Consider the following 24,650-nt stretch of genomic DNA (forward strand, 5'->3'; position numbering starts at 1 on the left):
GACTGCTCACGAATCTTTCACAGAGGAACTGTCGCACTTGGTTTGACAATCCGTCATATAGATAACAAAAGAGTGTCGGATTCACGACTTCGTGAAACTCCTCGTAATGGGAGCTTCACGGCCGAACGGGTACAAGCCGTCCGGTTTGCGTGAATATCGGCACTCTTTTTTTGCGTTTGCTACGATGGAAGCTGTCGCTATACAGCCGCTCCTGGTGTCGTAAATTGCTGATACTGGCGATACATCGAGATGCGCCAGTGGACAATCATGCCGTAAGCCAGCATGAAGAACAGCGCCGCGGTCTGCGGGATGGAAATATGCTGCTCAATGTATCCGTGGAGCAGGAGCCGGACAGCCAGCAGGCCGAGCAGAATGTAAACAAAGCTTTTCGATTTCTGCATGAAGATCTGGCCATCGACCTTCTCGAATTTGGTGCTTCGAATCAGTGGATAGGAGAAGATGAACCAGCCTACCAGAAAGGCAATTCCCGCCCACCATATAGGGATGCGTACCTGCGGCTCAACGAACATCAGAAACCCGGTGCTCATCGCGACGGGAGGGATGATGATCTTCTTGACGGTGACGGGGCGGTTACTCGCTTTCATCCGAATGAAAATAACGGTCAGTGCCATAACCAGCATCACAATCGTAGAGCCTATCTGAAGAATTGGGGAATCGAAATTAACCACAATTCAGAACCTCTTTCCATAAATAAAATGACATGAAATGTGCTGCCTTTTGATTATAGCACATTCTGATGCCAGGCAAAATCAGGCAGGAGCAGGAGGATCAGCGCGGTTTGGCGGCGGTCACTTTAAGGTTGGAGTCCATCGATGAAAATCCGGATCATGAAATCCAGGCTTTCATCTACATTCAGATCCATAGCGAATTGACCCCCGCGTTCCAGAGATGAGAAGCCATGGCACAGGCTGCGAAGTGTCCGCACGGCATGCAGCGCCTCCTGCTCACTGAGCTGGTATGGAGCCAAGATTTGGAGCAGAAGCTCGACAATCTGATTGCCTACTTGCTGCGCATCCTCTTGTTCCGGACGGAGAGGCTGCAATGCGGCCTCATATAATCCGGGGTGAGATCTGGCAAAGTCGACATAGGTAAGGCATACATAACGCAGCGCGTCTTCACCAGACCGGCCGGCGACAGCCTTCAGCAGCCGATCATGCAATGTCTGGAGGCCATACAGCATCAGGGCGGCATGCAGACCCGGCAGTCCGTCTACGTGGTTATACAGGGAAGGCGACCGAACGCCCAGCTTGCCTGCAAGCGCGGCCAAGGTCACGGCATGAAGTCCATCCTGATCCGCCAGATCGGCAGCGGTTTGAAGCAGTTGAAGCCGGTCGATTCCGGGTCTTGGACTCATTTTGCATTCCTCCTAATTGTAGATTCCGCATGCGTAACGGCCTTCTGCATGGCAGCGACAGGATTCTTTAGCATCCGTCCGTGGCCGACGGCCAGAACGGCGGGTTTTCGTGCGGTTAGCACTTTGGCGCTTTCCAAGGCAAGCTCCTTGCTCCAGGTCGCCATGGCAGGGAAGGGAAACCAGGGTTTGAGCACACCGGATACGGCTAATCCGCCCCGTGTCTGCCAAGCATCGCCGGCAATCAATATACCGCTGCGCTCATCGAGAAATGCCATATGCCCCGGCGTGTGTCCGGGAGTGGCGATCGCCTTGAGCGAACCAACGGAATCCCCGTCAGCCAGAAGCACGTCCGGAACGGTGGTTATGTTCTTGGGGATATCTCCGCGAATCGGAGCTTGCAACTCCTCAGGCTGGACCTCCGCGTTTCCTTTCAACAGCAGCGCATCACGCCGCGAGATGTAGACCGACGCATTCGGAAGCTCTTTCTTTAACCCGTCGAGCGCCCCGACATGGTCGCCGTGGGCATGGGTCAGCACGATCCGGGTGATGGGCTTGCCTATAGCGGCTGCCGCTTGCAGGATTCCCTTTTGGGAAAATGACATACCAGCATCAATCAGCGTAATGCCGTCGCTCTCTTCTACAAGATAGACATTTATCGGGAATAGGCGAGGAAGAAATGAAATTTGAGTCACGTGCTCAATCGTTGTTTGTAACATAATAGGATTCCCCTTTCACTCAAAACTAATTATGTTAGCATAATAACTAATATCATTAGTTTTATCAAGCCTAAATTTTAACATTTTGATGAATAGGCTCATTTCACCCCTAAAATTTTTATATATTTACCAAATTTTGAGTGCAATTTTCATTGTTTTGCGTTACCATAAAGATAGATATACGGAAAAAAATGTAGATTATTGAGATGAAGGGTGAGGGGCGGACGACATGGATATTTTCAAACGCATCGTACTTCTGATGGTGATGTATGCCTTCTCCGCGGTACTTCTGTATGTAGCCAGTCAGCACACGCCATATCTGCTTCCTGTCATCTGGATTTCTGCGCTTATGCTGCTGTTATGCGGCATCGGCTATCTTGGATACCATTATTTCTTTAAAGGACGCAGAAAACGAAGTTAATCGAAGATACGTACAAGTCTGCCTAACCGGGCGGGCTTTTTTTGTGCGAAAAATAAAAAAACCGTTTGAATCACTTTGCAGTCTTATATACAGTGATGTAAACAAAGCGAGGCAGGTCGGACAAGGGAAAGGGTAATCGGATGATAGATCATAATGAGCTTGCGGCTGCTGCATGCAGAGGAGACGAGGGAGCGTTCTATGCACTCGTGACGGAGCACCGAAGGCGCCTATATGGCATTGCGTACAGTTATTTGCATAACGAGAGTGACGCACTGGAGGTATTGCAGGAGACGGTGTGCAGGGCCTGGGTGAAGTGCCGGAAGCTGAAGCATCCGGAGGCATTTGTCCCTTGGCTCATTCGGATCCTGATTAACTGCTGCCTGGATGAGCAGAAACGAAAAAAACGCATGGTTCCGGTTGAAGAAGTGCGCAGCCAGGAGACGGCTGCCGAGATGGTCAGCGACAGCAAGCTGGATCTGGAGCTTGCGCTCAGCCGGATGAAGCCCAAATACCGCCATGTGCTGATTTTGAAATACTATCAGGACATGACGATCAGCGATATCGCCAATATTCTCGATGTTCCGGAGGGTACGGTCAAAACCCGGCTGCATCAAGGATTAAAGCTGCTGCGGCAAAAAATCGAGCCAGGAGGTGCCATATTCCATGTTTGAGAAGGAAGAGCGAATGCTCAAGGAGATGAACAGGGACGCGGAGATCAGCGCAGCGGTTGTATCCGATGAAGCATTGGACGCAGCGGTGCGAAGCGGGATGCGAAGAGGACGGCGCACGCACCGGAGCCGGGCCCGAATGGCTACCGTCTCTGCCGTGGCTATAACCGTTGCGGCTGCGCTGCTGTTCGTCGTATGGAGCGGGAACGAAGGGCTGGTAAATCCCAAGGAGCGAATGGCGGCTCAAGGGCCGTATCCGCCATTGACCGGGTTTGATTTCAGAGAAGATATTACGCTGAATTCAGCTAACAAACACGGCATGATTCAGCTGGTGGATCAATCGGCGACCAAGGGGGATTATACGGTAACCGTCAACGGGATACTTGTAGGCTCCCAGCAGATGGAGGTGTTCTATACGATCCAAAACCGTGCGGAGAATCCCGCAGATTTAAAGGGTGTGGAGATGAAGCGCCGGGGATCCAGCGAACCGCTGCCTTATAGTATTGGGTCGTCGGGTGGAAACGAGATTAAGCCCGGCGCCGACAAGCTGTTCCATTCCCGATCGTACATTCATATGGCTGAGAATCACGCTATACCTGAGGAACTGACGTTATCTTTTAAGATTGCCCCCTATTCGACAAATACGGCTTATGAATCCTCGGCAGAGAACCAGCAGGTGCTCGATATTAACGTATCCGTTGATATGGAGACGGTCCGGAAGTATATTAGCACGATTCCGCTCAACAAAATGCTGCAGATTGAGAGTCAGCGGTTCTATTTGAAAGAAGCCGTGTTGTCTCCTGCCGGTATCGTCGTGAAAGCAAACATCCCATCCAGCAATACGATGAAGGTATCCGGTTTATGGGATGTGTATTTGGAAGCCGTGGTTAACGGCGAGAAGATCAGATTGAACAGCGATTCCGCGTTTTTGCCCGGTGCAGGAGGTGGAGACATGACTTACTTCTTCGACAGCAATATATTGGAGAAGCCGGAATCGATCACGCTGAAAGCGAGCGGATTCCAGGCAGTGGACCCCTCGAAGATGAAACTCGTGGTGGATACGGATAAGAAGGAGGTCATTCGTTCACCGGACGGCGATCTTCGGTTCGGAGAGTACACGGGGCATACGCTGACAGTTGAATACGAAGAACAGGCTGACCGGCATATGGGCAGCGTGTCGATTGAACCGGAGTTTGTGGATGGAGAAGGGAAAAAGCATAGGATCAACGAGGATGCAGGGGGGCTTAGTGCCTCGTCCCAATCCTCATCGGATTCTGAGGTAAGCCTCATTACGCAGTATATTCACCTTAAGCCCGGGGTTTACCCTCAGCCGCTGACATTTACGTTAAGCAGTTATCCTGGTGTCATGGAGCAGGCATTCGAGGTGCCGATTCAATAAAACTTAAAGATGCTGAAAGCTCATCAGGATAACCACAACGCCGAATGCGATGGCCACTTTGCCGGCGAATTTTAGATACCATATTCTCAAATCGCTGAGTTCAATATCATCCCTGGTTCTTCTAAACCACCATGAATGCGGATTTCGGATGGCGTATAGCCCAATCGCGATGAATGCGATGCCCATTAACGCTGTAAATAGGAAGTTGATGAACAGAGGTCAATCAGCTCCTTTCTTTAACGATAATACGCAAGGTTAATTAATGAAGTTCCAACATGTGTAAAAAGGAGAGCATCCCCATTTAAAGTGATGCGCCAGAAATGAGGATTAGAAAAAGGAACCGATTCCGACCATAAAGGCCGGAGGACGGTTCCTTTCTCATCTATTTATATCTTGAATCAAGGGCTTGATTACGCTATCCCTTGCGTTCGGTAGGGGAGCTGCCTTCGTGTCCCTTGGCATCCAGGAGTTCAATTAGAGCTTTGGGCACTCCGTTGAGGAGCAGCCACTCACGAAGTGTTTCGATGGCGCGGATATGGCCATTTCCCTCATCCCGCCAGGTCAGCAGCTCGACGACCTTAATGACGAGGAGCATGAGCTCCATTTTGTCATGCTCGGTTTGGTCTGCGCGGATTTTTTGGAATACGGCTTCTTTCTCCCAATCCAGCAGGATCTCTTCACCAATGGTTGGTCTCATGAGTGAATAGCTGTAATCGCACTGCGGGCAGAGTAGCGTGGTGAACTGTTCTGATTTGAACGTAACCCGGATATCCGCTTGACACTGACGGCAGTGAAATTGGACTTCAATTGCTGAGTTCGTTTCCATATCGATGATGCCTCCTTCGAAGAGAAAGGTATCTACTTATACCCAATAGTCGGTAACTATGACCCATCGTCTTGGTAAAACCTTTGCCGATAAACTCTATACATGACGCTGGTAGGGAAGGAAGAATATCAATCGTATGGCTTTACACGGTGGGTACAAAAAGAAAACCGTGAGCTCCCCTCGCCGGGGAATTCACGGTTAAATCGAACTCATTATGCCAATGCCCTATTCCAGCTCCAGCACATCATAGATCAACCATTTGCCTTCGGTTTTCTTAAGCCAGTAAAGGGAGGTGGAATGGATGATTTCACCGTCGGCATCATCGGTTTCTTCAGCGTAGACCACAGCGTCTTCCCCTTGGAAAAAGACGGTCCGGAGCTCAACTGATTTAAGGTTGAAATTAACCTCATCGAAGATGCCTTCCGCAATGCTGGTTCGGAACATCTCGTGGAAGGCCGATTCCGGATGAATAACCGACATGAGCAGCGGGCCATTCTCATCATTGAAGCCCTTGGATTGGGTGTCAATGGTCGCCACTATGGCTTTTTGTTCCGCCTCCGGCACTTCCGGATGAGCTTCCAGCAGTTCATCTCCGACTAGATATTCCGTCTCGTAATGGCTCAGATCATAGATTTTCCATGCTCCCGATGCGTCCTTCTTCAAGAGATTCTCGTAGTGGAGCGTAGCATCCCAAGCAAAAGGCCCGCTGGTGCGTTCGAGGGTCACACTGGTGTAGGCATGGATCGACGTTCCGGCTACCGTTACTTCCCATACGTCAGCGGATACATGCAGATCGTTCTTGAATTGGTTCTGATAATTTTCTTGGATTTCTGCAAAAACAGGAGATTTTGGATGGAAGGCGCTCATGACAGCATCCAGTTTCTTGGCATTACCAGCTTCTTCAATCGCATGATAAAGCTTCTTCACCTCGTCGGTGGCGTTGTCGATTGCACCCTCCCGGTCGATCTTGATGGTACGTGACTTGGAGTCCCACTTCACGGGCAGTCCGGTGGCTTCCGCTACGAAACGAAGGGGAACCAGCGTGTTGCCGCCTTGCGTGAATGGTGCGATTTGAAGCGTGGTTTTTGCGCCATTGACATAAGCGGTCTTCCGTCCGATGGTCATCTGCAGCTTCTGATCGAGGTATGTGCCCGTCACCTGTTTATTTCCGCTGTTCCAATTGACTTTATAATCCAGGGCCTGAAACAGAGGGCGGAACTGCACGAAGGTAACTCCATTCTTCATAATAGGGGCTGCCTGAAATTTGATTTCCTGGTTATCGAGGTAGACTCGGATATTCCCTTGATTCTTTGCCGGAGCGGCTTGGGTCGCGCTGGCGAACAGGAACAGGAAAGCGATCGCCAGGAGGCTGATTTTTTTCTTCAATTGGCTGTCATCTCCTTCAACGAATGATAGAATAGAGGGGTAATTGTGGTAATCGTACATGATAAAACCAATGCTAGCAATAGATTTCTTCGAGAGTAATAATGGGTAGGGCAACGTGGCGGCGGCTTGCCGGTTCGAATTGAAAAAAGGCGGTAAGCACGAAGCCCTTATGGGTAATACATAATAAGGATCAGGCCGGGTCACCGGAACATTCATTAGACAAAGGAGTGGATCACATGACAGCAGGACAGGAACTGATATTTTACATAGGAACCTACGGTTCGGAGGAAGAGAATCGCATTCATTGGGGGGCGATGGATCGGGGTACAGGCGAGCTGCGTCTCTTAGGCGGTACGGCTGGTATTGAAAACCCTACCTATCTGGATTTCGATGATTCCATCTCCGTACTGTATGCAGCCAGCGAGAAGGGCGAAAGCGATGTGTCGGCGTATTCAGCCAATCTGGTAACCGGTGAATTAACGCTGCTGAATGTTCAGTCTACCGGCTCATCCGGTGCGTGTCATGTATCCCGGACATCGGACGGGGAGTACCTGCTTACGACAGGGTACAGCGATGGACATATATCGGTGTTGGCATTAGAAGAAGACGGTCAGATCGGAGAGCTGGTCTCCAAGATCAAGCACAGCGGACGCGGTCTTCGCGATGACCGTCAGTCGGAAGCGCATCCGCATTCGATTTTTGAAGACCCCGTCAACAAGTATATCGTGGTCAGTGACCTGGGCATGGATGATGTGAACCTGTATCGGCTGGAGGAAGGCAAGCTGGTCACCCACCGCGAGATCAGTCTTCCGCCAGGCTCGGGCCCAAGGCATGTGTCCTTTCATCCATCAGGCAAGTGGGTGTATGGCACGAACGAGCTGAACAGCACGATAACGGCTTACGCAAACGACGGGACATTTGGGGATTTGAAAATATTACAGCATATATCGACGCTGCCAGAGGACGTAGTGATGGATAACAACACATCGGCCCATCTGCTGGTGTCTCCTTGCGGCCGTTATCTGTACGCCTCCAACCGGGGCCATGACAGCATCGTTCAATATGTGATCGACCAGGAGACCGGTACGCTACGCGCAGTTAACTGGGTGTCTTCCGGCGGTAAAACGCCGCGCCACTTCAATATACTGCCAGAGGGCTTTCTGCTGACGGCGAATCAGGACAATGGCTTGATCGCAAGTTACCGGATCGATCCGGACACGGGTAACCTGGTCTCTACGGGCTATACACTAGAAGTTACGCGCCCGGTATGTATCTGTCCTGTAGAGAAGGCAAAGGCAGAATAAACGTTAACTTATATAAAGAAGAAGCAGCCCGAAGACCCGGATATGGGACTTAAGCTGCTTCTTTTTTTGGTGTTCTTCGCCCGTAGCAATGGACAAGGAACACGGTGTTAGCTAAAGCGAGGAAACAGGCTCTAAGCAAGGTCAGAAAAATCATGGGAATTTATAGGAATTCATTGATTTAAAGATTCATTCGATGAATAATTAATGCGCAAAGATATGATTGCCGATCTGCAGCACTTGCGGTCTGGACCAGATCCATTTGCTGGTCGCTGTTTTGGGATTGAAATAATAAAGGGATTCATATGTCGGATCCCAGCCGCGAACGGCATCCAATGCGGCAAGATAGGCGGTCCGGTTGGGGGGCAGCCAGTATTGTCCATCGTCTACGGCTGTAAAGGCGCCTTTTTGAAAGACGACGCCCCGAATATCATTCGGAAATTCGCTGGATTGAATGCGGTTCATGACAACAGCCCCGACGGCAACTTGTCCTTTGTAAGGCTCACCGCGGGCTTCACTGTAAATGACTCTGGCCATGACATCCATTTCGGATTGATTTAACGTATATTTTTTCAGCTGTCTCCAGGTTTGTGCGCCGGTAACTCCATCGGCTGGCACACCGTATTCTTTTTGGAAACGGGTAACGGCTGTTTTCGTGTTAGCGCCATATTTGCCATCCAGCGGCTGCGTGTAGAAATCCAGCGTTTTCAGGCGATATTGAAGCTCCCAGACATCCCCGTTTTCACTGCCCGGCTTTAACAGCGGAGCTGCCTCCGTCGTTTGGGCGAATGCAGGCATGAGCAGAAGAATACTTAATAAAAGGGCAGGAATTATATTCCTAGTTGGCTTTCTTATGGTGATCATCTCCTTTGGGGTTGAATTATAAGGATGGAAGCGGGTTCATACAACCCTCAGTAAATGGAAAACCGCGCTGTGACTGCGCTCGCGGGCCAAAAATGGTTCTATAGACCGGGGAGTCCCGAACTTGTAATTATTTGAAAAAAAGGTTTGACAGCAGGGGATGGAGTTATTACAATAGCTACATAACATACTAAACAGGTAGGAATTATAATGTTTTGTTCTCACCGTATCGACGGAGGAACGCTCAAGGATCAAGAGCAGGCACGGTAACAAACCGGCTTGACTCTATTCTGATGAGCCTTCCTCCGTCTTTTTTTTGCCATAGCGGCGCCTGTTTAGTAGAGAATACCAGGGGGAGTGATCCATATGAAAAAGGTGTTGAAGCAAGGGGTTCTTATCGGATTAACCGTGATGTTGACGGCGGCGCTTACGGCTTGCGGTGCAGAGAATACAGAGACAGATGCAACAGCTACTGGAGAGTCGCCTGCTTCGGGTTCAAGCAAGCCGAGCGTGGAACTTCTCAATGTTTCTTACGATCCGACCCGCGAGTTATATGACCAGTACAATAAAGCATTCGCGGCGCATTGGGAGAAAGAAGAAGGCCAGAAGGTAACGTTTAAGCAATCGCACGGGGGTTCAGGCAAGCAAAGCCGATCGGTAATCGATGGTTTGGAGGCGGATGTGGTGACACTGGCCCTCGGATACGATATCGATGCAATCCGTCAGGCCGGATTGATCAATGAGGGCTGGGAGAGCAAGTTCGAGCATAACAGTGCGCCATACACCTCGACGATCGTTTTTCTCGTCCGCAAAGGCAACCCGAAAGGCATTAAGGATTGGCCGGATCTGATCAAGGAAGGGGTAGAGGTCATCACGCCGAACCCGCAGACCTCCGGCGGTGCACGGTGGAACTACCTGGCGGCATGGGGCTATGCACTCAAGGCTAACCATAACGATGAAACGAAGGCACAGGAATTCGTGAAAGAGCTGTTCACCCACGTGCCGGTACTGGACAGCGGCGCACGTGGTTCAACAACCACTTTTGTAGAACGTGAAATTGGGGATGTGCTGCTGGCTTGGGAGAATGAAGCGTATCTCTCGATTAACGAGCTGGGACCGGACAAATTCGAAATCGTGAACCCGTCGGTCAGCATTTTGGCGGAACCGCCGGTTGCCGTCGTGGATAAGAACGTCGACAAGCGAGGGACCCGCGAGGTAGCGGAAGCGTACCTGCAATATCTATACAGTGAAGAGGGGCAGACGATTGCGGCGGAGAATTACTACCGTCCTACGCTTGCCAGCGTGGCTGACAAGTACAAGGAGAAATTCCCGGCCATCGAATTGTTTACGCTCAAGGATGTATTTGGAACATGGGAAGAGACGCAAACGAAGCATTTCAATGACGGCGGCATCTTTAATCAGATTTACGTGCCAGGCAGCTGATCGGCATAACCGGCCGAAGGCAGGAAAGGATGAGTGGATATGGCTGTACTCCGCGTACAGAAGCAAGGCAGAAATCATCGCAGGGTGCTCCCTGGTTTTGGAATCGGCATGGGACTGACCGTCCTTTATATGAGTTTGGTTGTGCTCGTCCCGCTGTCCGCGCTGCTGCTCAATCAAACCGGACTAACCTGGGAAAAGTTCTGGTCGGTTGCAACCGATCCGAGGGTGCTTGCCTCCTACCGGGTTAGCCTGACAACGGCGGCGCTGGCCGCATTCGCGGATACGATATTGGGGCTGCTGCTGGCTTGGGTGCTGGTGCGTTATGATTTTCCCGGCAAAAAACTGTGGGATGCCCTGATCGATTTGCCCTTTGCCCTGCCAACGGCGGTGGCGGGGGTGGCATTAACCGCGATCTATTCCGCTAATGGCTGGATCGGATCGCTGCTGGAGCCGCTAGGGATCAAGGCGGCATTCTCTCCTTTAGGCATCACGCTGGCTCTCATGTTCATCGGGATACCGTTTGTTGTGCGGACGGTACAGCCGGTGCTGGAGGACGCGGAGCGGGATACGGAAGAGGCGGCTGCTACGCTGGGGGCAGGCCGATGGCGAACGTTTAGCACCATCATTCTGCCAACCCTGATTCCGCCGCTGTTGACCGGATTTGCGCTTGCTTTTGCCCGGGGGATCGGAGAATACGGCTCCGTGGTTTTCATATCGGGGAATATGCCGATGAAGACGGAGATTGCGCCGCTGCTGATCATGACAAAGCTGGAGCAATTTGATTACGCCGGCGCGACGGCGGTTGCCTTGATCTTGCTGCTCATCTCTTTTGCGCTGCTGCTCGGCATCAATATTTTACAACATTGGACGCGGAAAACCGCGCGTTAAGGAGGGGATACCATGGCTGGAACTGTACCCGCTGCCGTTCCCGCAGCGAAACGAAATTCGCCGTCCTCTCCGGCTGCAGCGGAGAAGCCGTGGGTGAAATGGACATTCATAAGTTTGGCTGGGCTTGTGCTGTTGTGGCTTATTGTGCTGCCTCTCATTACGGTGATGTCCGAAGCGCTTAAGAAGGGATGGGACGTCTATATAGCAGCCTTATCCGATCCAGATGCCCTATCCGCGCTTCAGCTGACTTTACTGGTAGCGGCCATTGCGGTACCGCTGAATTCGATGTTCGGTGTCATCGCGGCATGGACCATAACGAAGTTCCGTTTTAAAGGGAAAAATCTGTTGATTACGCTGCTGGATCTGCCGTTTGCGGTATCGCCGGTGATCGGCGGGTTAATCTTCGTGCTGATCTTCGGTCGGCAAGGCTGGTTTGGCCCTTGGCTTGAAAGCCATGATATCAAGATTATTTTTGCCGTCCCCGGCATTGTTCTGGCTACATTGTTCGTCACGTTTCCCTTTGTGGCAAAGGAACTGATCCCGCTGATGGAAGACCAAGGGACGAAGGAAGAGGAAGCGGCAGTAACGCTGGGCGCCAAGGGCTGGCAAATATTCTGGAGGGTTACCCTGCCCAATATCAAGTGGGGGCTATTGTACGGCATCATTCTGTGCAACGCCAGAGCCATGGGCGAGTTTGGGGCCGTGTCCGTTGTATCCGGTCATATCCGCGGTGAGACGAATACGCTGCCCCTTCACGTGGAAATTTTGTACAACGAGTATCAGTTTTCGGCATCGTTTGCGGTGGCCTCATTATTGCTGTTATTAGCCGTCGTAACCCTGCTGCTGAAAAATTGGTTTACGCGAAAAAATGACCATTGACAGTCGTTTCCAACCCATGCTAATGTTAATTCATACTATGTAGGTTGGAAAAGAATGAATAATGAACGCGTGCAGGTAGATGGCCACTTCGACTTGTGGGAATGAGTAAATAGATTGGGGCTTTGCCCGGTGAGGAGGCGTATCCATGGCTAAACCTTTAAAAGTGGATGAAATGTGGCTCGAACGCATAGCAAGCCTGCTGAACGACATGGAATTCGGTTCGCTGCAAATCGTAGTGCATGAGGGTCAGATCGTTCAGATGGAACGAACGGAGCGCAAGCGTTTCGAGAATACGGCCTCCGGAGCGGTCAAGACGTCCCGGGCATCCGGCCAACAACGAAGAACGAGCGCAAGATGACCCCGCAAGGTTGTCGAGTGTCGAGATAAGAACTTCCATCGATGCCATGAAGTGCACCTTATCCATTAGACTTTGGAAAAACACCCCGGAGTGTTAACCGATGTAGTCTAAGGGAGTGCGCTTCAGCATTCATGCGGGAGTTCTTTTCTTTTTTGTATGAACACAGGTATGCGGTATGGTAGAGCGTGATATTGGATAATATCTGCCTGCTCCATAGGATGGCGAAAATAAAAAACAGCCCGGCCGATGAATTTCGGTGCGGGTTGTTTTTTCTAATACTCATGTCGCTTGTTGTCTTATCGGGACCGCAGAGGACTGCTGCTAATCTCCGGTTCACTGGAATTTGCCGTTTCACTAAGAGGGTCGTGATCTCCCGCAGGATGAAGAAATTGTTCCATTAGCTCCGGGTGCCCGGCATAGGGCCGCTCACGCCGCTGGCGAGTGGCCGTAACCCGGAAACCCGCCAGATACAGCAAGCATTGGGTAGCCAGAACGTAAGGAGAGGCCTCGTTCCAGATCAGATTAAACAGGGCTGAGGCTACAATCAGCAGATGCAGTACGGTATAGATAGCGCCATGCGTTCTTCTTCGAGAGTCTATCAACAGTCGGTAGAAGGAGATCGTGGCAATCATGTTGGAGAGCCATAGACACCATACCGCGGGGTTTGTCCAGGCAGAGGATTGCCTTAGTTCTTGGACGAGAATCGACGTCCATAAGATTGCAGCACCTAGTGCAAGGGCAGGTATTGCAGGTTTCAAGAGCAGCCATAATCCCATACCCCAACCTGGTTTCTCGAGCCGTCCAACCAGCTCGTCGCGCTCCTTCATAAGCCTGTTGATCTCGCGGTCCAGCAGCTTGTGAAGTGTTGTCAATCTGGATTCATCACGATCGCTTAGAAAGGTATCAATCTGTTCGTGGAGCTCCCGAGTCAACAGGTCAGCGGATTTGCATTCCTGCAGAAGCCGGATAAGCAGATCCTCGGGGACAGCCGTTCGGGTCGGTCGATTGATAAGGGTTCCCAGAGGCCCGGCCAGTCTGGTGTATATCGTCAAGGACTGACGAATGCGGGCGAGTGAATCCTTGCGTGCACCCAACAGCCGGGATGCACTGTATATGTACAGGCCCGTAAATACCGCAGTGGCAAGAAGCACGGCCACGAGTGTGTCGAGTGAGCCAAAGATATCATTCATCCATTCCGTAAGGGACAAGCGGATCCCTCCTTCAATATTCTACCTTTCACTATTGCACAACAAGGGAGGGATTTCAAGCTGATTCGGTAACAGGCAGCTATGGAGAGCATAGGGGGTTGCGTATAACGTTACGTCATATCCTATAGTCACCTTAGGAGGGGATTGAAGTGAAACGAAAAAAAAGATGGGTACTCTTGGGTAGTATTCTCATTGCGATACTAGCTATACTGACGGGAATAGGCTTCTTATTTAGAGATGACGGGTCGTTAAGCGGTTTTGTTACAGAGGATGGGCAGAAGGAATATGCGGCAGCTTATGGTGAGGCGATGAGTCACTTACCAGAACCGGTTGAATCGATTAAGGTTCATACCGATTTTGGCGTGGTACAGCTCTACAAGTACCAGGGGAGCGATACACCGCATAAAACACCCCTGCTGCTGCTTCCCGGTAAAGGATCTGCTACACCGATGTGGGAGGCCAATCTAAGAGGCTTTCTAGAACACAGGCCTGTATACACCCTTGATTTGATAGGAGAGCCGGGTTTAAGCACAGAAACCAGACGGATTGAAACCGCAGCGGACCAAGCAGCATGGTTAGGGCAAGTGCTGGATCAGCTGCCGGAATCAGAGATCCACCTATTAGGGCTATCGTTCGGCGGGTGGAGTGCGGCGAATGTGGCGCTCAAGCATCCTGAGAAGATTCACTCGCTCATATTGCTGGATCCTGTCTATGTGTTTGGCCCCATTCCACTGAAAATGATACTGGTGTCCATTCCGGCGTCCGTGCCCATGGTGCCCAAACCGATCCGGGAGAGAATGCTCAGCTATATATCCGGCGGGGCTGAAGTTGATGACAGCGACCCGACCGCCAAATTAATCGAAACCGGGATGCGGACATTCAAGAGCAAGCTGCCTATGCCGGAAGCCATCGAGCCGGAACGATTAGCTGAGCTGACGATGCCGGTGCTCGGCATTTTAGCTGGACAATCGACGATGCACCATGCTGATAAGTCGTATCAAACGGGTAAGGATTCTCTGAAAGACCCTGATAGCGAGATGGTCGTATTTGAAGATGCCTCGCACGCAATTAACGGGGAATACCCTAAAGAGTTACTGGAAACAATAGAAGCTTTTTTAGCGAAAATCGAGTAAGGGACAAAGAAGGGATGGGTTCATGGAAAAAAAATATTCCGTAAAAGAACTCAGTCAATTATCGGGAATAACTCCGCGAACCATTCAGTATTACGATAACGAAGGGATTCTTAAGGCGGAGCGAGATGAGCTGGGGCATAGAGTATATTATGGTAAACAGCTGTATGTACTTGAACAGATTATGTTCTATAGAGCCATCGGTTTCTCTTTAAAAAAGATCAAAGAACAATTGATCGTGGGCACCGAGGTTCAGGATATCGAGAACATTCTAGATTACCAGGCATCGGTCCTCTATTCACAGAAAGAGAGTATCCAAGCCAAGCTTGACGGATTGCATGTCGCAAAGGAAATGATGAAAGAAGGTTACAACGTACCCTGGGAGATGTTAGCCCATCTCATGCGTTCGTTGAGTGAGGTCGATATGTCGGCTTGGAAAGAATACGAATTTTCGGAGGAAGACTCGCGACTATTTCAAGAAGTATTTAATACTGAGCAGGCGGCACTGGATTTTTACAATACGTTCAGAAAAATATCGCTGCAAGCTGCAGCTTATAAGGCCTCAAACGTTCCCATCGAGTCCCGTTTAGCCAGAACCTTAGCCCAAGAATGGCAACGGATGGTTCAACGTGTGACACATGGCGACGAACGGATTTATGCTGCCTTCTTAGCAGTCGACAGAAATCGGGATCAATGGAATACGGGAGAGCGTCAGCTTGTAGTGGAGGCAGAACAATATTTGCAGGACGTCTTGAAGCACTATCCTGATCGTGAATGAGCTGCATTGCAGCCCAGTTTCTGCTTCCAATGCAGGAAGCTGAAAATCGTACTCTTCTGTTTACATGCCCAATCAATTTTTTTGTTGGCAAACAATTTTTCCTCAAGGCAACATAAGAGGCCGAGCCGCATATAGTATATGAATAAGACGGTAGCATCGTAAGAGAAGGAGGGGCCGGGGGATGGAAGTACAGTTGAAAAAAGGGCCGCTACAACGCGCGAAATTGACGGTCGGTTATGTACTGCTTCTCATGTTGACGGTTTAAAGCGATCAGGCCTTTTACCGAAGGGAGAGGATGAGTTCCTTCATCTAAAATATAAAGATGGCGCCGGAGGAAAACTCCCTCTTGAAACGCCATCTTTTTTATTCTTATTATGAAATTATCGCGATGGTTATCGATCGGACTCATGCAGTGCTTTCCAGTTATTATAGTCATGGATGGCGAACCCGGAGAACGAAGGGTGCTTCTCCGCTTTGATACATACCTTGGATAACTGTTCCTCCATATAGGACGTGCCTTCCTCAAAAAAGGTAATGTAAGCTCCCTCATTGCTCGATTTGGTCTCTACGGCAATTAAGGCTTCCTTGCCAAGCTCATCGGCTTCCTTAAGCTCGGCGGCAGCGACATTATAAATGGTATCTGCCTGATCACGATAGGCCATAATGACGACCTGGTCGAACTGCTGGATCATCCATCGGCTGATCGACATCGATTGGTCCGGCAGCTGGTAGCCGTGCAGCCAGAATGTCATGTCGGAACCGATGGGCAGATTCAGGGTGTGCGCTTCATGGACCAGATAGCGGACGCTCGCTTGCCATTGCTTTACCATGGAGGCTTGATTTGTTTTCCACTCAGTCAGCGCATGCGGCTCGATATCGACATGAATGCCGGCGAAACGCTCATTCGGAGCAGCGGAAGCCTGATATTCAGCGGTCCATTGAATGAAGGTCTCCAATCGGTGACGTTCCGATTCCAGCGCCCATTTAGGCGCGCCGCCGAGGACATGAACCTCGACCCCCTGATCACCCGCTTGGCGAATAAAGCTGCGGTAATACTCGGGCCGAACATCCCGGTTCATCTGCAGATAGAGCACATTGACCCCTTGACTGGCTGCAAAATTCAGAATATCGTCAGCTGAATCTTGAATTTGCGGGGTGTTCCAGAACCAGGTCGCCTTTTGGCGGGGCTCGGCCGTAGCCGTATCAGGGTGAAGGGACAAGCTGCATAGCAGCAGCAGACTGCCACTAAGACAGAGGGCCAGCAAGCGAACGTAATTTTTGTTCATTGTATGGATAATCTCCTTTACATACGATTAGGCCAGAACAAACACACAAACATTGGTATTGCAATGTAAGTCATTACGCAAGATAAATATATTCGTAAATATGCATTTGTGTATTATATCGGCGAAAATAATAAGAATATATATAGGTCTTAGGATCTATTGTTTAGAGGAAAAATGAACGAGTGGAGTTTGAAGAGGTCTGCATGGGGATAAGTAAATAGGAGGCGTGACACCTCGAAACGGCTATAGACGGCACCAGGTGTTTATAATACTACTTAGGATTCAAGAAGAGCCATTCATCACCAGGGGTGATGTAGTATAATTTCTAAGCGAAGGAGCGATGAACATGAAGGTAGCATTAATTGGAGCAAGTGGAACGATCGGGAGACGAATTGCGGAGGAAGCGCTGCGACGAGGGCACGAAGTTACTGCGATCTTGCGTAATCCGGATCGATTGGATGCAGAGCATGAGCAATTAAGGAAAGTTAAAGCGGATGTCATGGATCCTTCATCATTAGAAGAGGCGATTCAAGGGCATGATGCTGTCATTAGCGCTTTCGGTCCGAAGTTCGGCCGGGAAGAGGAACTCGTTGCGGCCGCACGCACGATTGTGGAGGGGACAAGACGCGGCGGCGTAACCCGCCTGTTGATCGTTGGCGGCGCGGGCAGCTTGATCGCCGACAGCGGCGTACCGCTTATGGATACCCCGGAATTTCCGGAGGAAATCAGGCCGCTTGCCCGTGCGCATGCGGATGCTTACGATCTCTATAAGGAAAGCGATCTGGATTGGACGTATGTCAGTCCGGCGGCGATCATTGAGCCGGGGAAACGTACCGGACAGTTCCGGATCGGCATGGATCGCCTGGTGACTGACGAGAGCGGAAGCAGCCGAATCTCGGTTGAAGATTTCGCGGTAGCGGTTATCGATGAGCTGGATGATCCGCAGTTTATTCAGTCCCGTTTTACCGTTGCTTATTAATAGACAGGCATCCTGAGTCGCCAACGCGTATGCGTAGAATATATCGAAGCAAAGGGGAGAGCTTGGATGTATGTTGTGACGTCTGAACAGATGAGGGCACTCGACAACCATACGATTCATCAATTCGGCATTCCGGCCATAGCCCTGATGGAGAATGCAGGTAAGGCGATTTCCGAGGAAGTCCTGAAGCTGTGCTTGGAGCGTGATAGAATAAGCCGTTCTGTTGACGGAGCCGCTGCTGGGACAGCAGGACAGGCTCGGTCCTTCATGCCCGAGTACGGGCCAGGTGAACAGCGGCTATCCTTATCGAAGCATTCGGCAGCGGCGGAGGCTCTTATCGCCGGGGACGACTTGGCTCTGGAGATGAGTCGTCCGTCGCCAGTCATCGACGGAGACGCTCGATTGCCCACCGCGCTTGCGTCGCAGGAGCACTGGCTCATTCTGGTGGGCAAGGGCAATAACGGCGGCGACGGGGTGGTCGCCGCCCGGCATTTGCGTGACGCGGGTATACGCGTCACGCTGCTCTATGCCGCCGAGCCGTCCGCGTTAGCGGGCGAGGCGGCGGTGCAGCGGGATGCCGCGGCAGCGCTGGGCATCCCGGCTTTGGTCCACGGCCGTGATGCCGTGGACTACGGCGCGTACACCGGCATCGTGGACGCGCTGCTCGGCACGGGCGCGGCGGGCGCGCCCCGCGGCGCTTACGCCGCGCTGATCCAGGCCGCCAATGACAGCGGCCTGCCGATTGTGTCCGCGGATATTCCGAGCGGACTGGACGCCGATACCGGCGCGCGGCACGAGCCGTGCATCTCGGCCGCGGTGACGGTATGCCTCGCATTCCTGAAGCGAGGCTTGGTGCAGTACCCCGGCGCCGAGGCGGCCGGCCGGGTGGTGGTCCGCGCCATCGGCATCCCGGCATCGCTGTGCCGGGAGCAGGGCGTCAGCACGCATCTGCTCACCCCGCATGTCCTTCGGACCGAGCTGGGTGTGGACGTGTCCTGCCATCGCTCGCCGGATGGACACAAGGGCACCTACGGTCACGTGCTGACCGTAGCGGGCAGCCGCACGATGAGCGGCGCAGGCCTGCTCGCTTCCCGGGCAGCACTTCGTGCGGGCTGCGGTCTGGTGACCTGGGCGCTCCCCGCAAGCCTGGTGCTGCCGCTGAGCGGAGCCGCGCCTGAGGTGATGCTCGCCCCCGCCACAGGCGAGGAGAGCGGCGGTTACTGGGATGAGGCTTCCGCGGAGCAGGTGCTGGAACTGGCCAAAACCCGCAATGTGCTGGCCGTAGGTCCGGGACTTGGCCGTTTTGAAGGAGATGCCAGATGGCTTCGCCGTCTGTGGGAAGAATGGGAAGGACCGCTGGTGGTGGATGCCGATGCGCTGAATATGCTGTCCGCGGCCGGTGATTTCGGCACCTGGAAGCCGCGCGGTGCGGCAACCGTGCTGACCCCGCATCCGGGGGAGATGTCCCGGCTGCTGGGCATCCCGACCGCCGAGCTGCAGCGGGACCGGATCGGTGTTGCCGCATCGTTCGCGACCGGGCACGGGGTTACCCTCGTGCTCAAGGGGGCGCATACCGTCGTGGCTTCGCCGGACGGACAAGCCTACATCAACACAACCGGCACCTCCGGCATGGCGACCGGAGGCACCGGGGACGTGCTGACCGGCATCATTGCCAGCCTGCTGGCGCAAGGAAATACCGGTCCGTCTGCAGCCGCGCTTGGCGTGTGGCTCCACGGCCGTGCCGGCGAGCGGGCCGCGCGGCATCGGGGACATCCCGCCTCGGTCATCGCCGGGGATGTCATCGAAGCACTTTGACGGAAGAGAAAGGCCCTCATCGAAGGGCTTTTTTTCATGAGGAAAGCTATAGTCGCTTGAATCAGATCACCCAGCACAACAGGGGAACGATCAAGGCAAAGAACGGGGTGACCAGAGAATTGCTGGAGAACGTATGCTTCCCCCACAAGAAGATGAGCAGGGTTAAGGCTCCCGCTGCTGCCCGCAGCCAGAGCTGCTCCGGATTTCCGCCTGTGAATAAGGCGAAGAACAGAAATCCGACCGCTCCGTACACGGCGGCTTGTTTAGCCTTATGCAGGGAAGGCAAGAACGAGAGTATGGCATCTGCTCCAAGGGATGCAGTGAGCGCGTAACCGTATACCCAGTGCTCTTGCGGCAGATAGAGGCCTAACCATTCCGAAGCTCGATCAGCGCCGGGAGGCCACACCCAATCGAGCAGGCTCAGCAGCAGCACAACGATGCCGGCGCTGGCCAGCTTGTTTAATGCATAAAATCCCATGTCCATCCGGCCGGACCGTTTAGGAATTCCCGTGTTCATGGTACACATCCTCTGCTTGTTATTCATAGCTTCTCGAACGCTTAAGGCACTGCTGTTAACTGGTTACCATCTGTCCCCCGTTGACGTGAATAGCCTGACCCGTGACAAAAGAGGAACAGATGGACGACGCCAAGTAAACATAGGCGGGTGCCAGCTCATAGGGCTGTGCCGCCCGCTTCATCGGTGAATCCGTTCCGAATACGGCGACCTCTTCGGCAGGGAAGCTGGATGGGATGAGCGGCGTCCAGACCGAGCCGGGAGCGACGGAATTGACGCGGATGCCTTGATCGACGAGCGAAAGGGCAAGGGATCGGGTAAGGGAAACGATGGCGCCTTTAGTGGAAGAATAGTCGATGAGCTCCTTAAATCCTTGATAGGCGGTAATAGAGGCCGTGTTGATGATCGACGCCCCGGATTTCATGTGGGGCAGCGCAGCTTGGATCATGAAGAAAAAGGGAAAGATGTTCGTTTGATAGGTATGATGCAGCTGTTCCTCCGTGATGTCCAAGATGCTGCGCTGAACGTACTGGACGGCATGGTTGTTCACGAGCACATCCAGCTTGCCGAAGTGGGCTATCGTCTCGTTTACTACGGCTTCGCAGTTCTTTTTATACCGCAGGTCGATCTTCATTAAGAGGCAGCGTCTGCCGAGCGACTCAATCCGCCGCTTCGTCACTTCCGCATCCGAAGTCTCATATAAGTATGGGATGACCAGATCGGCACCTTCCTTGGCAAAAGCAATGGCCGCCGCTTTGCCGATGCCGCTGTCCCCTCCGGTTACAATCGCGATTTTGCCATCCAGTTTACCGCTGCCCCGGTAGGCGGGATCCTCGCTGATCGGATGCGGGGACATGAGGCTTTCAAGACCGGGCTGGCAGTTCTGATGCTGGGGAGGGAACGCGATAGGCTGTATCTTGCATTCGGTTTTGGAGCCTACGTATGGAATGGGCTGCTGGGGATTCATTTCCTTCCTCCTTTGATATACAGAGTGTTTTCGTTGAACGCCGATGCTTTATCTCTATGCATCCGCCCAGTCGAGGGTGCCGTTTATGAGCAGAATAGGAGAAAGGTCGTGCGCAAACGCGCGGAATACCGATTTTTTACGATGTCTTTCGGGCTACTCAGTAAAAAATCTCCCCCAACCCCGGTGGAGGCACCTAGTGTAATAGTTGGCGTGATACCAAGGTTCAATTGCCGGAGCTGCTGCATTGACAAAAGCGCAGACACATTGATACGATGATACTAATTCTGACAAGTTTGCTCTGATTTATATGGGTTGACGTTCGAGAGGACCTTACATAGCGATCTTATGAATGGATGAGATGGCGACACTATAAGATAAGCCGAGGTGAATGATTATGGCGAAAGCTGTTATTATTAACGGAAGTCCCACAGCCGGGTCCCGATTGAATGCCGTTATGGAATATGCAGAGCAGGCATTGACTGCTGCGAATTTCGAGGTTAGCCGGATCGATGTGGCCGCCCTGCCGCCTGAGGATTTGATTCATACCAAGTTTGAGAGTGAGCATATTGTCAAAGCGAACGGGCTTGTGGCCGAGGCCGATGCCGTGATTGTGGCAAGTCCGGTTTATAAAGCTTCGTTTACCGGTGTTTTAAAGACCTTTTTAGACCTGATTCCGCAAAAAGGCTTGGCCGGCAAAATCGTGCTTCCGATGTTTATCGGCGGCAGTCTCGCACATCTGCTGGCGATAGATTATTCGCTCAAGCCCGTGCTTTCTTCGATCGGGGCCCGTCATATCCTTGGCGGCGTGTACGCGGTGGATGCCCAGGTGGCACGTACCGAGGAGGGCGGATTTGATGTAGCGGATGTGCTTCAGGAACGCTTGACCTCCGCGATGGAGGAATTAATTGAAGAAACCCGTTACCGGACAGAACGCGCATAAGGATAGCATGAGTGGACGGCAGGGATATGAAAGCGATAGAGATCATATGGAGGGATACCATTTGCAAAAGCTAGTGTTTTTTGTCGGCGTGGCCGGTACAGGCAAGACAACCGTAGCCAAGAAGCTTGCAGTCCGTATACCGGCTGCATTTCTCGACCGTGATACGGTGGGGGGACGCTTTGTTGAGAAGTTCCTGGAAAGTAACGGACTGGATCCGAATGACCGCGATTCTTCCTTTTATAAAGAGAACCTGCGCGATCTGGAATATGATACGACCAAGGATATTTGCATCGAGAACCTGGGTGCCGGACAAAATGTTTTTATGATTTCTCCGTTTACCGCCGAGCTCAAGAACCGCGAATGGATTGAAGAAGTCATTGCATCGGCAGGGTTAACGAAGAGTGACGTTGACGTGAAGGTCATCGTGGTTGCGCTCAAAGACATGGATTTGCAGAAGGAGCGCATCATTGACAGACAGACCGAGCGGGATCAGTGGAAGCTGGATCATTGGGACGACTTCAAGAAGCGCGTCGATTTCGTGCCGGAAGTGAACTGGGACATTCCGCAGACGTCCATTAAGGTATTCGATAACAGCGGCGATTTGACGGAAGAGAAGGTTGAGGAGCTCTATCAGTTTATCGTCAGCGAGTAGCATATCAGAATAACACCATTCGATATCGTATCAAAAAGTGCGTCATTCCAGGTCCCGACAAGCCCTGTGATGGCGCATTTTTATTGAGTATCCACGAGGCATCAATAGCTCGAGGCAATGCCTCCTGTTATGGCGTGAAAAAGGATGTTCGTATTCACCCTTCCAGGGAAACGTCCCATGTTTATGCTCGGAAATATCGAGTGATGGTCCTGAATTGGAACCATTGCTGGAATGATATATAGTAGAGTAGTAATTATAGGTTTCACAATCGAGGAGGGAAAGCGCTTGGATAACGCTGCTATGCTTGCCTATCTACGAAGCGTTGTGTTAATGAGGGATCGTATCCCTTCATTTCATGAATATCCTTTTAATTTGCCGGCCGTTGCGGCTTTGGACGGTCTTCATTTTCATCCCAAGGTTACTTATATCGTGGGCGAGAACGGCATGGGCAAATCCACGCTGCTGGAGGCGATTGCCACGGCCCTTGGGTTTAATCCGGAAGGAGGAACGATGAACTTCTCGTTCTCAACCGAAGAGACGCATTCCAAGCTTCATGAATACATACGAACCGTTCGAGGCGTACGCAAACCGCGGGATGGTTTTTTCTTTCGGGCGGAGAGCTATTATAACGTCGCCAGCGAGGTAGATGCTTTGGAACGGGAGCGACCGGGACTTTATGATTCCTACGGCGGCAAATCGCTTCACCAGCAGTCGCATGGAGAATCGTTTTTTGCTACCTTTTTGCATCGGTTTTGGGGGAACGGCCTGTATATTATGGACGAGCCTGAAGCGGCGTTATCCCCGTTCCGCCAAATGGCGCTGCTTAGACGCATCCATGACCTGGTCCAGGAAGACTCGCAGTTTATTATTTCCACGCATTCGCCGATTGTTATGGCCTATCCCGATTCCGTCATCTACAAGCTGACTTCCGAAGGGGTGGAAGAGTCGAGCTTGGAGGAAACGGATCATTATATGATTACGAAGGAATTCGTGAATCGCCGGGAAGCGATGCTGCATGAATTGTTTGCGGACGATGAGGAATAAACGGGAAAGATAAGGGCACGTAAGATCGCATAGATCTTGCGAGTCCTTTTTATGTAGGAGCCTGCTATCCTACCGAGCGTTTCGAGTTAGGGGAATGATTGGGAGTTTTTCATCGTTGATGTTTCTGATTTCAAGAATCATGGATGTTTGAAATTCTGAAATAAACTTCGAACAATTTAAGTATTTAGTCAGTTAATCCTCAATAAGTGGGGTTAAATAGAATGATAATCATGAAAATGGTGTTTACAAGTTAGAATCATTGAACTAAAATAAGAAGCGAGGTGAAAAACTCTGGAGAACGGAAGAGAAGCAAGCGTCGAGAGACTCATGGACATGTATCGTGAGTTATCGGATAAAATGACGAGGCATCGGGTCGTATCTTTTTTGAGTCACTTGAGAAAGAACGATTTAACGATGAATCAGTATAAGATCTTAAGTTTGATCGAGCAGCAGGGTCCGCTGCTTCCCAATCGGTTGGCTGAGCATATGGAGCTTAAGGCTGCAACGATCACGTATTTAGTGGACGCTCTGGGACAGCGGGGGTTGGTGGTTCGAACGCCAAATCCCAGTGATGGACGCAGCCACTACGTCAATCTTACGGCAGAAGGCCGGCAGCTTGTGCTCGATGCCCGCAGTGAAGGAGATTATGCCGTCATGGAATCCTTCAAGCAGCTGGATGAGGACGAAGCGGATAACCTGTATATTTTACTGCGATTGCTTGGCAAAAAATTATTTCCATAACCAAAGACCAAACTCTTTGAATCCCGCCTCCAGCTCTGTTAACCAGATCCGGGCGGGGTTACTTTGTTTAGGAGG

Annotated in this window: 27 protein-coding genes; 16 read left to right on the forward strand and 11 right to left on the reverse strand. The window is 51.6% G+C overall.

Annotation, left to right across the window (positions count from 1 at the left end; genetic code table 11):
• Positions 1 to 197: 197 nt before the first annotated feature.
• The 3 genes from DP091_RS25430 to DP091_RS25440 all read right to left on the reverse strand — a co-directional run bounded on the left by DP091_RS25430 (position 198) and on the right by DP091_RS25440 (position 2,091).
• On the reverse strand, positions 198 to 689 hold the full coding sequence (locus tag DP091_RS25430) for a cytochrome c biogenesis protein CcdC (protein WP_113060875.1): 492 nt from the start codon (positions 687 to 689) through the stop codon (positions 198 to 200).
• A 125-nt stretch (positions 690 to 814) separates the two neighbouring features.
• On the reverse strand, positions 815 to 1,375 hold the full coding sequence (locus DP091_RS25435; RefSeq protein WP_113060876.1) for a TetR/AcrR family transcriptional regulator: 561 nt from the start codon (positions 1,373 to 1,375) through the stop codon (positions 815 to 817).
• Positions 1,372 to 2,091, reverse strand: a complete 720-nt coding sequence (locus DP091_RS25440) for an MBL fold metallo-hydrolase (RefSeq protein WP_113060877.1) — start codon at positions 2,089 to 2,091, stop codon at positions 1,372 to 1,374. Before DP091_RS25440 ends, DP091_RS25435 begins: the two co-directional genes overlap by 4 nt.
• Positions 2,092 to 2,320: 229 nt before the next feature.
• On the opposite strand from DP091_RS25440, the gene DP091_RS25445 reads away from it, so the two are divergent.
• The 3 genes from DP091_RS25445 (at position 2,321) to DP091_RS25455 (ending at position 4,579) form a co-directional block, all read left to right on the forward strand.
• Entirely contained in the window at positions 2,321 to 2,512 is a 192-nt protein-coding gene (locus tag DP091_RS25445; RefSeq protein ID WP_071222164.1) for a hypothetical protein, read from the forward strand.
• Positions 2,513 to 2,652: 140 nt separating this feature from the next.
• The gene (locus DP091_RS25450) at positions 2,653 to 3,183 is read left to right on the forward strand and encodes a sigma-70 family RNA polymerase sigma factor (RefSeq protein ID WP_113060878.1); all 531 of its coding nucleotides are present in this window, start codon (positions 2,653 to 2,655) and stop codon (positions 3,181 to 3,183) included.
• Positions 3,176 to 4,579, forward strand: coding sequence for a DUF4179 domain-containing protein (locus DP091_RS25455; protein ID WP_113060879.1), 1,404 nt, complete (start codon positions 3,176 to 3,178; stop codon positions 4,577 to 4,579). The genes DP091_RS25450 and DP091_RS25455 overlap by 8 nt, the downstream gene beginning before the upstream one ends.
• A 3-nt stretch (positions 4,580 to 4,582) precedes the next feature.
• Here DP091_RS25455 and DP091_RS32490 read toward each other — a convergent pair whose 3' ends face one another.
• The 3 genes from DP091_RS32490 to DP091_RS25470 form a co-directional block, all read right to left on the reverse strand.
• Entirely contained in the window at positions 4,583 to 4,765 is a 183-nt protein-coding gene (locus DP091_RS32490) for a DUF6199 family natural product biosynthesis protein (RefSeq protein ID WP_113060880.1), read from the reverse strand.
• A 229-nt stretch (positions 4,766 to 4,994) separates the two neighbouring features.
• Positions 4,995 to 5,405, reverse strand: coding sequence for a hypothetical protein (locus DP091_RS25465; protein ID WP_113060881.1), 411 nt, complete (start codon positions 5,403 to 5,405; stop codon positions 4,995 to 4,997).
• A gap of 225 nt (positions 5,406 to 5,630) precedes the next feature.
• The gene (locus tag DP091_RS25470) at positions 5,631 to 6,791 is read right to left on the reverse strand and encodes a copper amine oxidase N-terminal domain-containing protein (RefSeq protein ID WP_113060883.1); all 1,161 of its coding nucleotides are present in this window, start codon (positions 6,789 to 6,791) and stop codon (positions 5,631 to 5,633) included.
• Between the two features lie 236 nt (positions 6,792 to 7,027).
• Here DP091_RS25470 and DP091_RS25475 point away from each other — a divergent pair, with 236 nt between their 5' ends.
• The gene (locus DP091_RS25475; protein ID WP_113060885.1) at positions 7,028 to 8,095 is read left to right on the forward strand and encodes a lactonase family protein; all 1,068 of its coding nucleotides are present in this window, start codon (positions 7,028 to 7,030) and stop codon (positions 8,093 to 8,095) included.
• 201 nt (positions 8,096 to 8,296) lie between these two features.
• Here DP091_RS25475 and sleB read toward each other — a convergent pair whose 3' ends face one another.
• Entirely contained in the window at positions 8,297 to 8,956 is a 660-nt protein-coding gene (gene sleB / locus DP091_RS25480) for a spore cortex-lytic enzyme (protein WP_113060887.1), read from the reverse strand.
• A gap of 363 nt (positions 8,957 to 9,319) precedes the next feature.
• Here sleB and DP091_RS25485 point away from each other — a divergent pair, with 363 nt between their 5' ends.
• The 4 genes from DP091_RS25485 to DP091_RS25500 all read left to right on the forward strand — a co-directional run bounded on the left by DP091_RS25485 (position 9,320) and on the right by DP091_RS25500 (position 12,521).
• The gene (locus DP091_RS25485; RefSeq protein WP_113060889.1) at positions 9,320 to 10,396 is read left to right on the forward strand and encodes a sulfate ABC transporter substrate-binding protein; all 1,077 of its coding nucleotides are present in this window, start codon (positions 9,320 to 9,322) and stop codon (positions 10,394 to 10,396) included.
• Between the two features lie 39 nt (positions 10,397 to 10,435).
• A complete protein-coding gene (gene cysT, locus DP091_RS25490; RefSeq protein ID WP_113060891.1) occupies positions 10,436 to 11,284 on the forward strand; it encodes a sulfate ABC transporter permease subunit CysT in 849 nt (282 codons plus the stop codon).
• A gap of 12 nt (positions 11,285 to 11,296) precedes the next feature.
• The gene (cysW, locus tag DP091_RS25495) at positions 11,297 to 12,163 is read left to right on the forward strand and encodes a sulfate ABC transporter permease subunit CysW (RefSeq protein ID WP_113060893.1); all 867 of its coding nucleotides are present in this window, start codon (positions 11,297 to 11,299) and stop codon (positions 12,161 to 12,163) included.
• Between the two features lie 145 nt (positions 12,164 to 12,308).
• Positions 12,309 to 12,521: a YezD family protein gene (locus tag DP091_RS25500; protein ID WP_071222142.1), complete on the forward strand. Its 213-nt coding sequence runs from the start codon at positions 12,309 to 12,311 to the stop codon at positions 12,519 to 12,521.
• 296 nt (positions 12,522 to 12,817) lie between these two features.
• On the opposite strand, the gene DP091_RS25505 is transcribed toward DP091_RS25500, so the two are convergent.
• The gene (locus DP091_RS25505; RefSeq protein WP_113060894.1) at positions 12,818 to 13,729 is read right to left on the reverse strand and encodes a hypothetical protein; all 912 of its coding nucleotides are present in this window, start codon (positions 13,727 to 13,729) and stop codon (positions 12,818 to 12,820) included.
• A gap of 149 nt (positions 13,730 to 13,878) precedes the next feature.
• Between DP091_RS25505 and DP091_RS25510 the strand changes: the two genes are divergently transcribed.
• Both DP091_RS25510 and DP091_RS25515 read left to right on the forward strand, forming a co-directional pair.
• Positions 13,879 to 14,862 (forward strand): alpha/beta fold hydrolase, encoded by a 984-nt coding sequence (locus DP091_RS25510; RefSeq protein WP_113060897.1) that lies wholly within the window; start codon positions 13,879 to 13,881, stop codon positions 14,860 to 14,862.
• A 22-nt stretch (positions 14,863 to 14,884) separates the two neighbouring features.
• Entirely contained in the window at positions 14,885 to 15,637 is a 753-nt protein-coding gene (locus DP091_RS25515; RefSeq protein WP_113060899.1) for a MerR family transcriptional regulator, read from the forward strand.
• Positions 15,638 to 16,029: 392 nt separating this feature from the next.
• Here DP091_RS25515 and DP091_RS25520 read toward each other — a convergent pair whose 3' ends face one another.
• Positions 16,030 to 16,923, reverse strand: a complete 894-nt coding sequence (locus DP091_RS25520; protein ID WP_113060901.1) for a hypothetical protein — start codon at positions 16,921 to 16,923, stop codon at positions 16,030 to 16,032.
• A gap of 346 nt (positions 16,924 to 17,269) precedes the next feature.
• Between DP091_RS25520 and DP091_RS25525 the strand changes: the two genes are divergently transcribed.
• Both DP091_RS25525 and DP091_RS25530 read left to right on the forward strand, forming a co-directional pair.
• Positions 17,270 to 17,902, forward strand: a complete 633-nt coding sequence (locus DP091_RS25525) for an NAD(P)-dependent oxidoreductase (protein ID WP_113060903.1) — start codon at positions 17,270 to 17,272, stop codon at positions 17,900 to 17,902.
• Between the two features lie 66 nt (positions 17,903 to 17,968).
• Positions 17,969 to 19,717: an NAD(P)H-hydrate dehydratase gene (locus DP091_RS25530; protein WP_113060905.1), complete on the forward strand. Its 1,749-nt coding sequence runs from the start codon at positions 17,969 to 17,971 to the stop codon at positions 19,715 to 19,717.
• Positions 19,718 to 19,778: 61 nt separating this feature from the next.
• Here DP091_RS25530 and DP091_RS25535 read toward each other — a convergent pair whose 3' ends face one another.
• Together DP091_RS25535 and DP091_RS25540 are read right to left on the reverse strand one after the other, a co-directional pair.
• The gene (locus DP091_RS25535; protein WP_113060906.1) at positions 19,779 to 20,234 is read right to left on the reverse strand and encodes a hypothetical protein; all 456 of its coding nucleotides are present in this window, start codon (positions 20,232 to 20,234) and stop codon (positions 19,779 to 19,781) included.
• A 55-nt stretch (positions 20,235 to 20,289) separates the two neighbouring features.
• Positions 20,290 to 21,198 (reverse strand): SDR family oxidoreductase, encoded by a 909-nt coding sequence (locus tag DP091_RS25540; RefSeq protein WP_113060908.1) that lies wholly within the window; start codon positions 21,196 to 21,198, stop codon positions 20,290 to 20,292.
• Positions 21,199 to 21,592: 394 nt separating this feature from the next.
• Between DP091_RS25540 and ssuE the strand changes: the two genes are divergently transcribed.
• The 4 genes from ssuE (at position 21,593) to DP091_RS25560 (ending at position 24,575) form a co-directional block, all read left to right on the forward strand.
• Positions 21,593 to 22,138 carry an NADPH-dependent FMN reductase gene (ssuE, locus tag DP091_RS25545; RefSeq protein WP_113060910.1) on the forward strand — a complete coding sequence of 182 codons (546 nt, stop codon included), beginning with the start codon at positions 21,593 to 21,595 and terminating at the stop codon, positions 22,136 to 22,138.
• Between the two features lie 61 nt (positions 22,139 to 22,199).
• Positions 22,200 to 22,790 carry a P-loop nucleotide/nucleoside kinase family protein gene (locus DP091_RS25550; protein WP_071222319.1) on the forward strand — a complete coding sequence of 197 codons (591 nt, stop codon included), beginning with the start codon at positions 22,200 to 22,202 and terminating at the stop codon, positions 22,788 to 22,790.
• Between the two features lie 285 nt (positions 22,791 to 23,075).
• Entirely contained in the window at positions 23,076 to 23,834 is a 759-nt protein-coding gene (locus DP091_RS25555) for an AAA family ATPase (RefSeq protein ID WP_258394693.1), read from the forward strand.
• A 333-nt stretch (positions 23,835 to 24,167) separates the two neighbouring features.
• Positions 24,168 to 24,575: a MarR family winged helix-turn-helix transcriptional regulator gene (locus DP091_RS25560; RefSeq protein WP_258394694.1), complete on the forward strand. Its 408-nt coding sequence runs from the start codon at positions 24,168 to 24,170 to the stop codon at positions 24,573 to 24,575.
• The last annotated feature ends 75 nt before the right edge of the window (positions 24,576 to 24,650 follow it).

This window comes from Paenibacillus sp. MDMC362, assembly GCF_003269305.1.
Lineage (GTDB): Bacteria > Bacillota > Bacilli > Paenibacillales > Paenibacillaceae > Paenibacillus_AQ.

What these genes read in the sequence shown, in the direction of transcription:
- DP091_RS25435 (WP_113060876.1), bottom strand. Translation starts at nt 1,375, where the DNA reads ATGAGTCCAAGACCCGGAATCGACCGGCTTCAACTGCTTCAAACCGCT.
- DP091_RS25440 (WP_113060877.1), bottom strand. Translation starts at nt 2,091, where the DNA reads ATGTTACAAACAACGATTGAGCACGTGACTCAAATTTCATTTCTTCCT.
- DP091_RS25445 (WP_071222164.1), top strand. Translation starts at nt 2,321, where the DNA reads ATGGATATTTTCAAACGCATCGTACTTCTGATGGTGATGTATGCCTTC.
- DP091_RS25450 (WP_113060878.1), top strand. Translation starts at nt 2,653, where the DNA reads ATGATAGATCATAATGAGCTTGCGGCTGCTGCATGCAGAGGAGACGAG.
- DP091_RS25455 (WP_113060879.1), top strand. Translation starts at nt 3,176, where the DNA reads ATGTTTGAGAAGGAAGAGCGAATGCTCAAGGAGATGAACAGGGACGCG.
- DP091_RS32490 (WP_113060880.1), bottom strand. Translation starts at nt 4,765, where the DNA reads ATGGGCATCGCATTCATCGCGATTGGGCTATACGCCATCCGAAATCCG.
- DP091_RS25465 (WP_113060881.1), bottom strand. Translation starts at nt 5,405, where the DNA reads ATGGAAACGAACTCAGCAATTGAAGTCCAATTTCACTGCCGTCAGTGT.
- DP091_RS25475 (WP_113060885.1), top strand. Translation starts at nt 7,028, where the DNA reads ATGACAGCAGGACAGGAACTGATATTTTACATAGGAACCTACGGTTCG.
- sleB (WP_113060887.1), bottom strand. Translation starts at nt 8,956, where the DNA reads ATGATCACCATAAGAAAGCCAACTAGGAATATAATTCCTGCCCTTTTA.
- DP091_RS25485 (WP_113060889.1), top strand. Translation starts at nt 9,320, where the DNA reads ATGAAAAAGGTGTTGAAGCAAGGGGTTCTTATCGGATTAACCGTGATG.
- cysT (WP_113060891.1), top strand. Translation starts at nt 10,436, where the DNA reads ATGGCTGTACTCCGCGTACAGAAGCAAGGCAGAAATCATCGCAGGGTG.
- cysW (WP_113060893.1), top strand. Translation starts at nt 11,297, where the DNA reads ATGGCTGGAACTGTACCCGCTGCCGTTCCCGCAGCGAAACGAAATTCG.
- DP091_RS25500 (WP_071222142.1), top strand. Translation starts at nt 12,309, where the DNA reads ATGGCTAAACCTTTAAAAGTGGATGAAATGTGGCTCGAACGCATAGCA.
- DP091_RS25515 (WP_113060899.1), top strand. Translation starts at nt 14,885, where the DNA reads ATGGAAAAAAAATATTCCGTAAAAGAACTCAGTCAATTATCGGGAATA.
- DP091_RS25520 (WP_113060901.1), bottom strand. Translation starts at nt 16,923, where the DNA reads ATGAACAAAAATTACGTTCGCTTGCTGGCCCTCTGTCTTAGTGGCAGT.
- DP091_RS25525 (WP_113060903.1), top strand. Translation starts at nt 17,270, where the DNA reads ATGAAGGTAGCATTAATTGGAGCAAGTGGAACGATCGGGAGACGAATT.
- DP091_RS25530 (WP_113060905.1), top strand. Translation starts at nt 17,969, where the DNA reads ATGTATGTTGTGACGTCTGAACAGATGAGGGCACTCGACAACCATACG.
- DP091_RS25535 (WP_113060906.1), bottom strand. Translation starts at nt 20,234, where the DNA reads ATGAACACGGGAATTCCTAAACGGTCCGGCCGGATGGACATGGGATTT.
- DP091_RS25540 (WP_113060908.1), bottom strand. Translation starts at nt 21,198, where the DNA reads ATGAATCCCCAGCAGCCCATTCCATACGTAGGCTCCAAAACCGAATGC.
- ssuE (WP_113060910.1), top strand. Translation starts at nt 21,593, where the DNA reads ATGGCGAAAGCTGTTATTATTAACGGAAGTCCCACAGCCGGGTCCCGA.
- DP091_RS25560 (WP_258394694.1), top strand. Translation starts at nt 24,168, where the DNA reads ATGTATCGTGAGTTATCGGATAAAATGACGAGGCATCGGGTCGTATCT.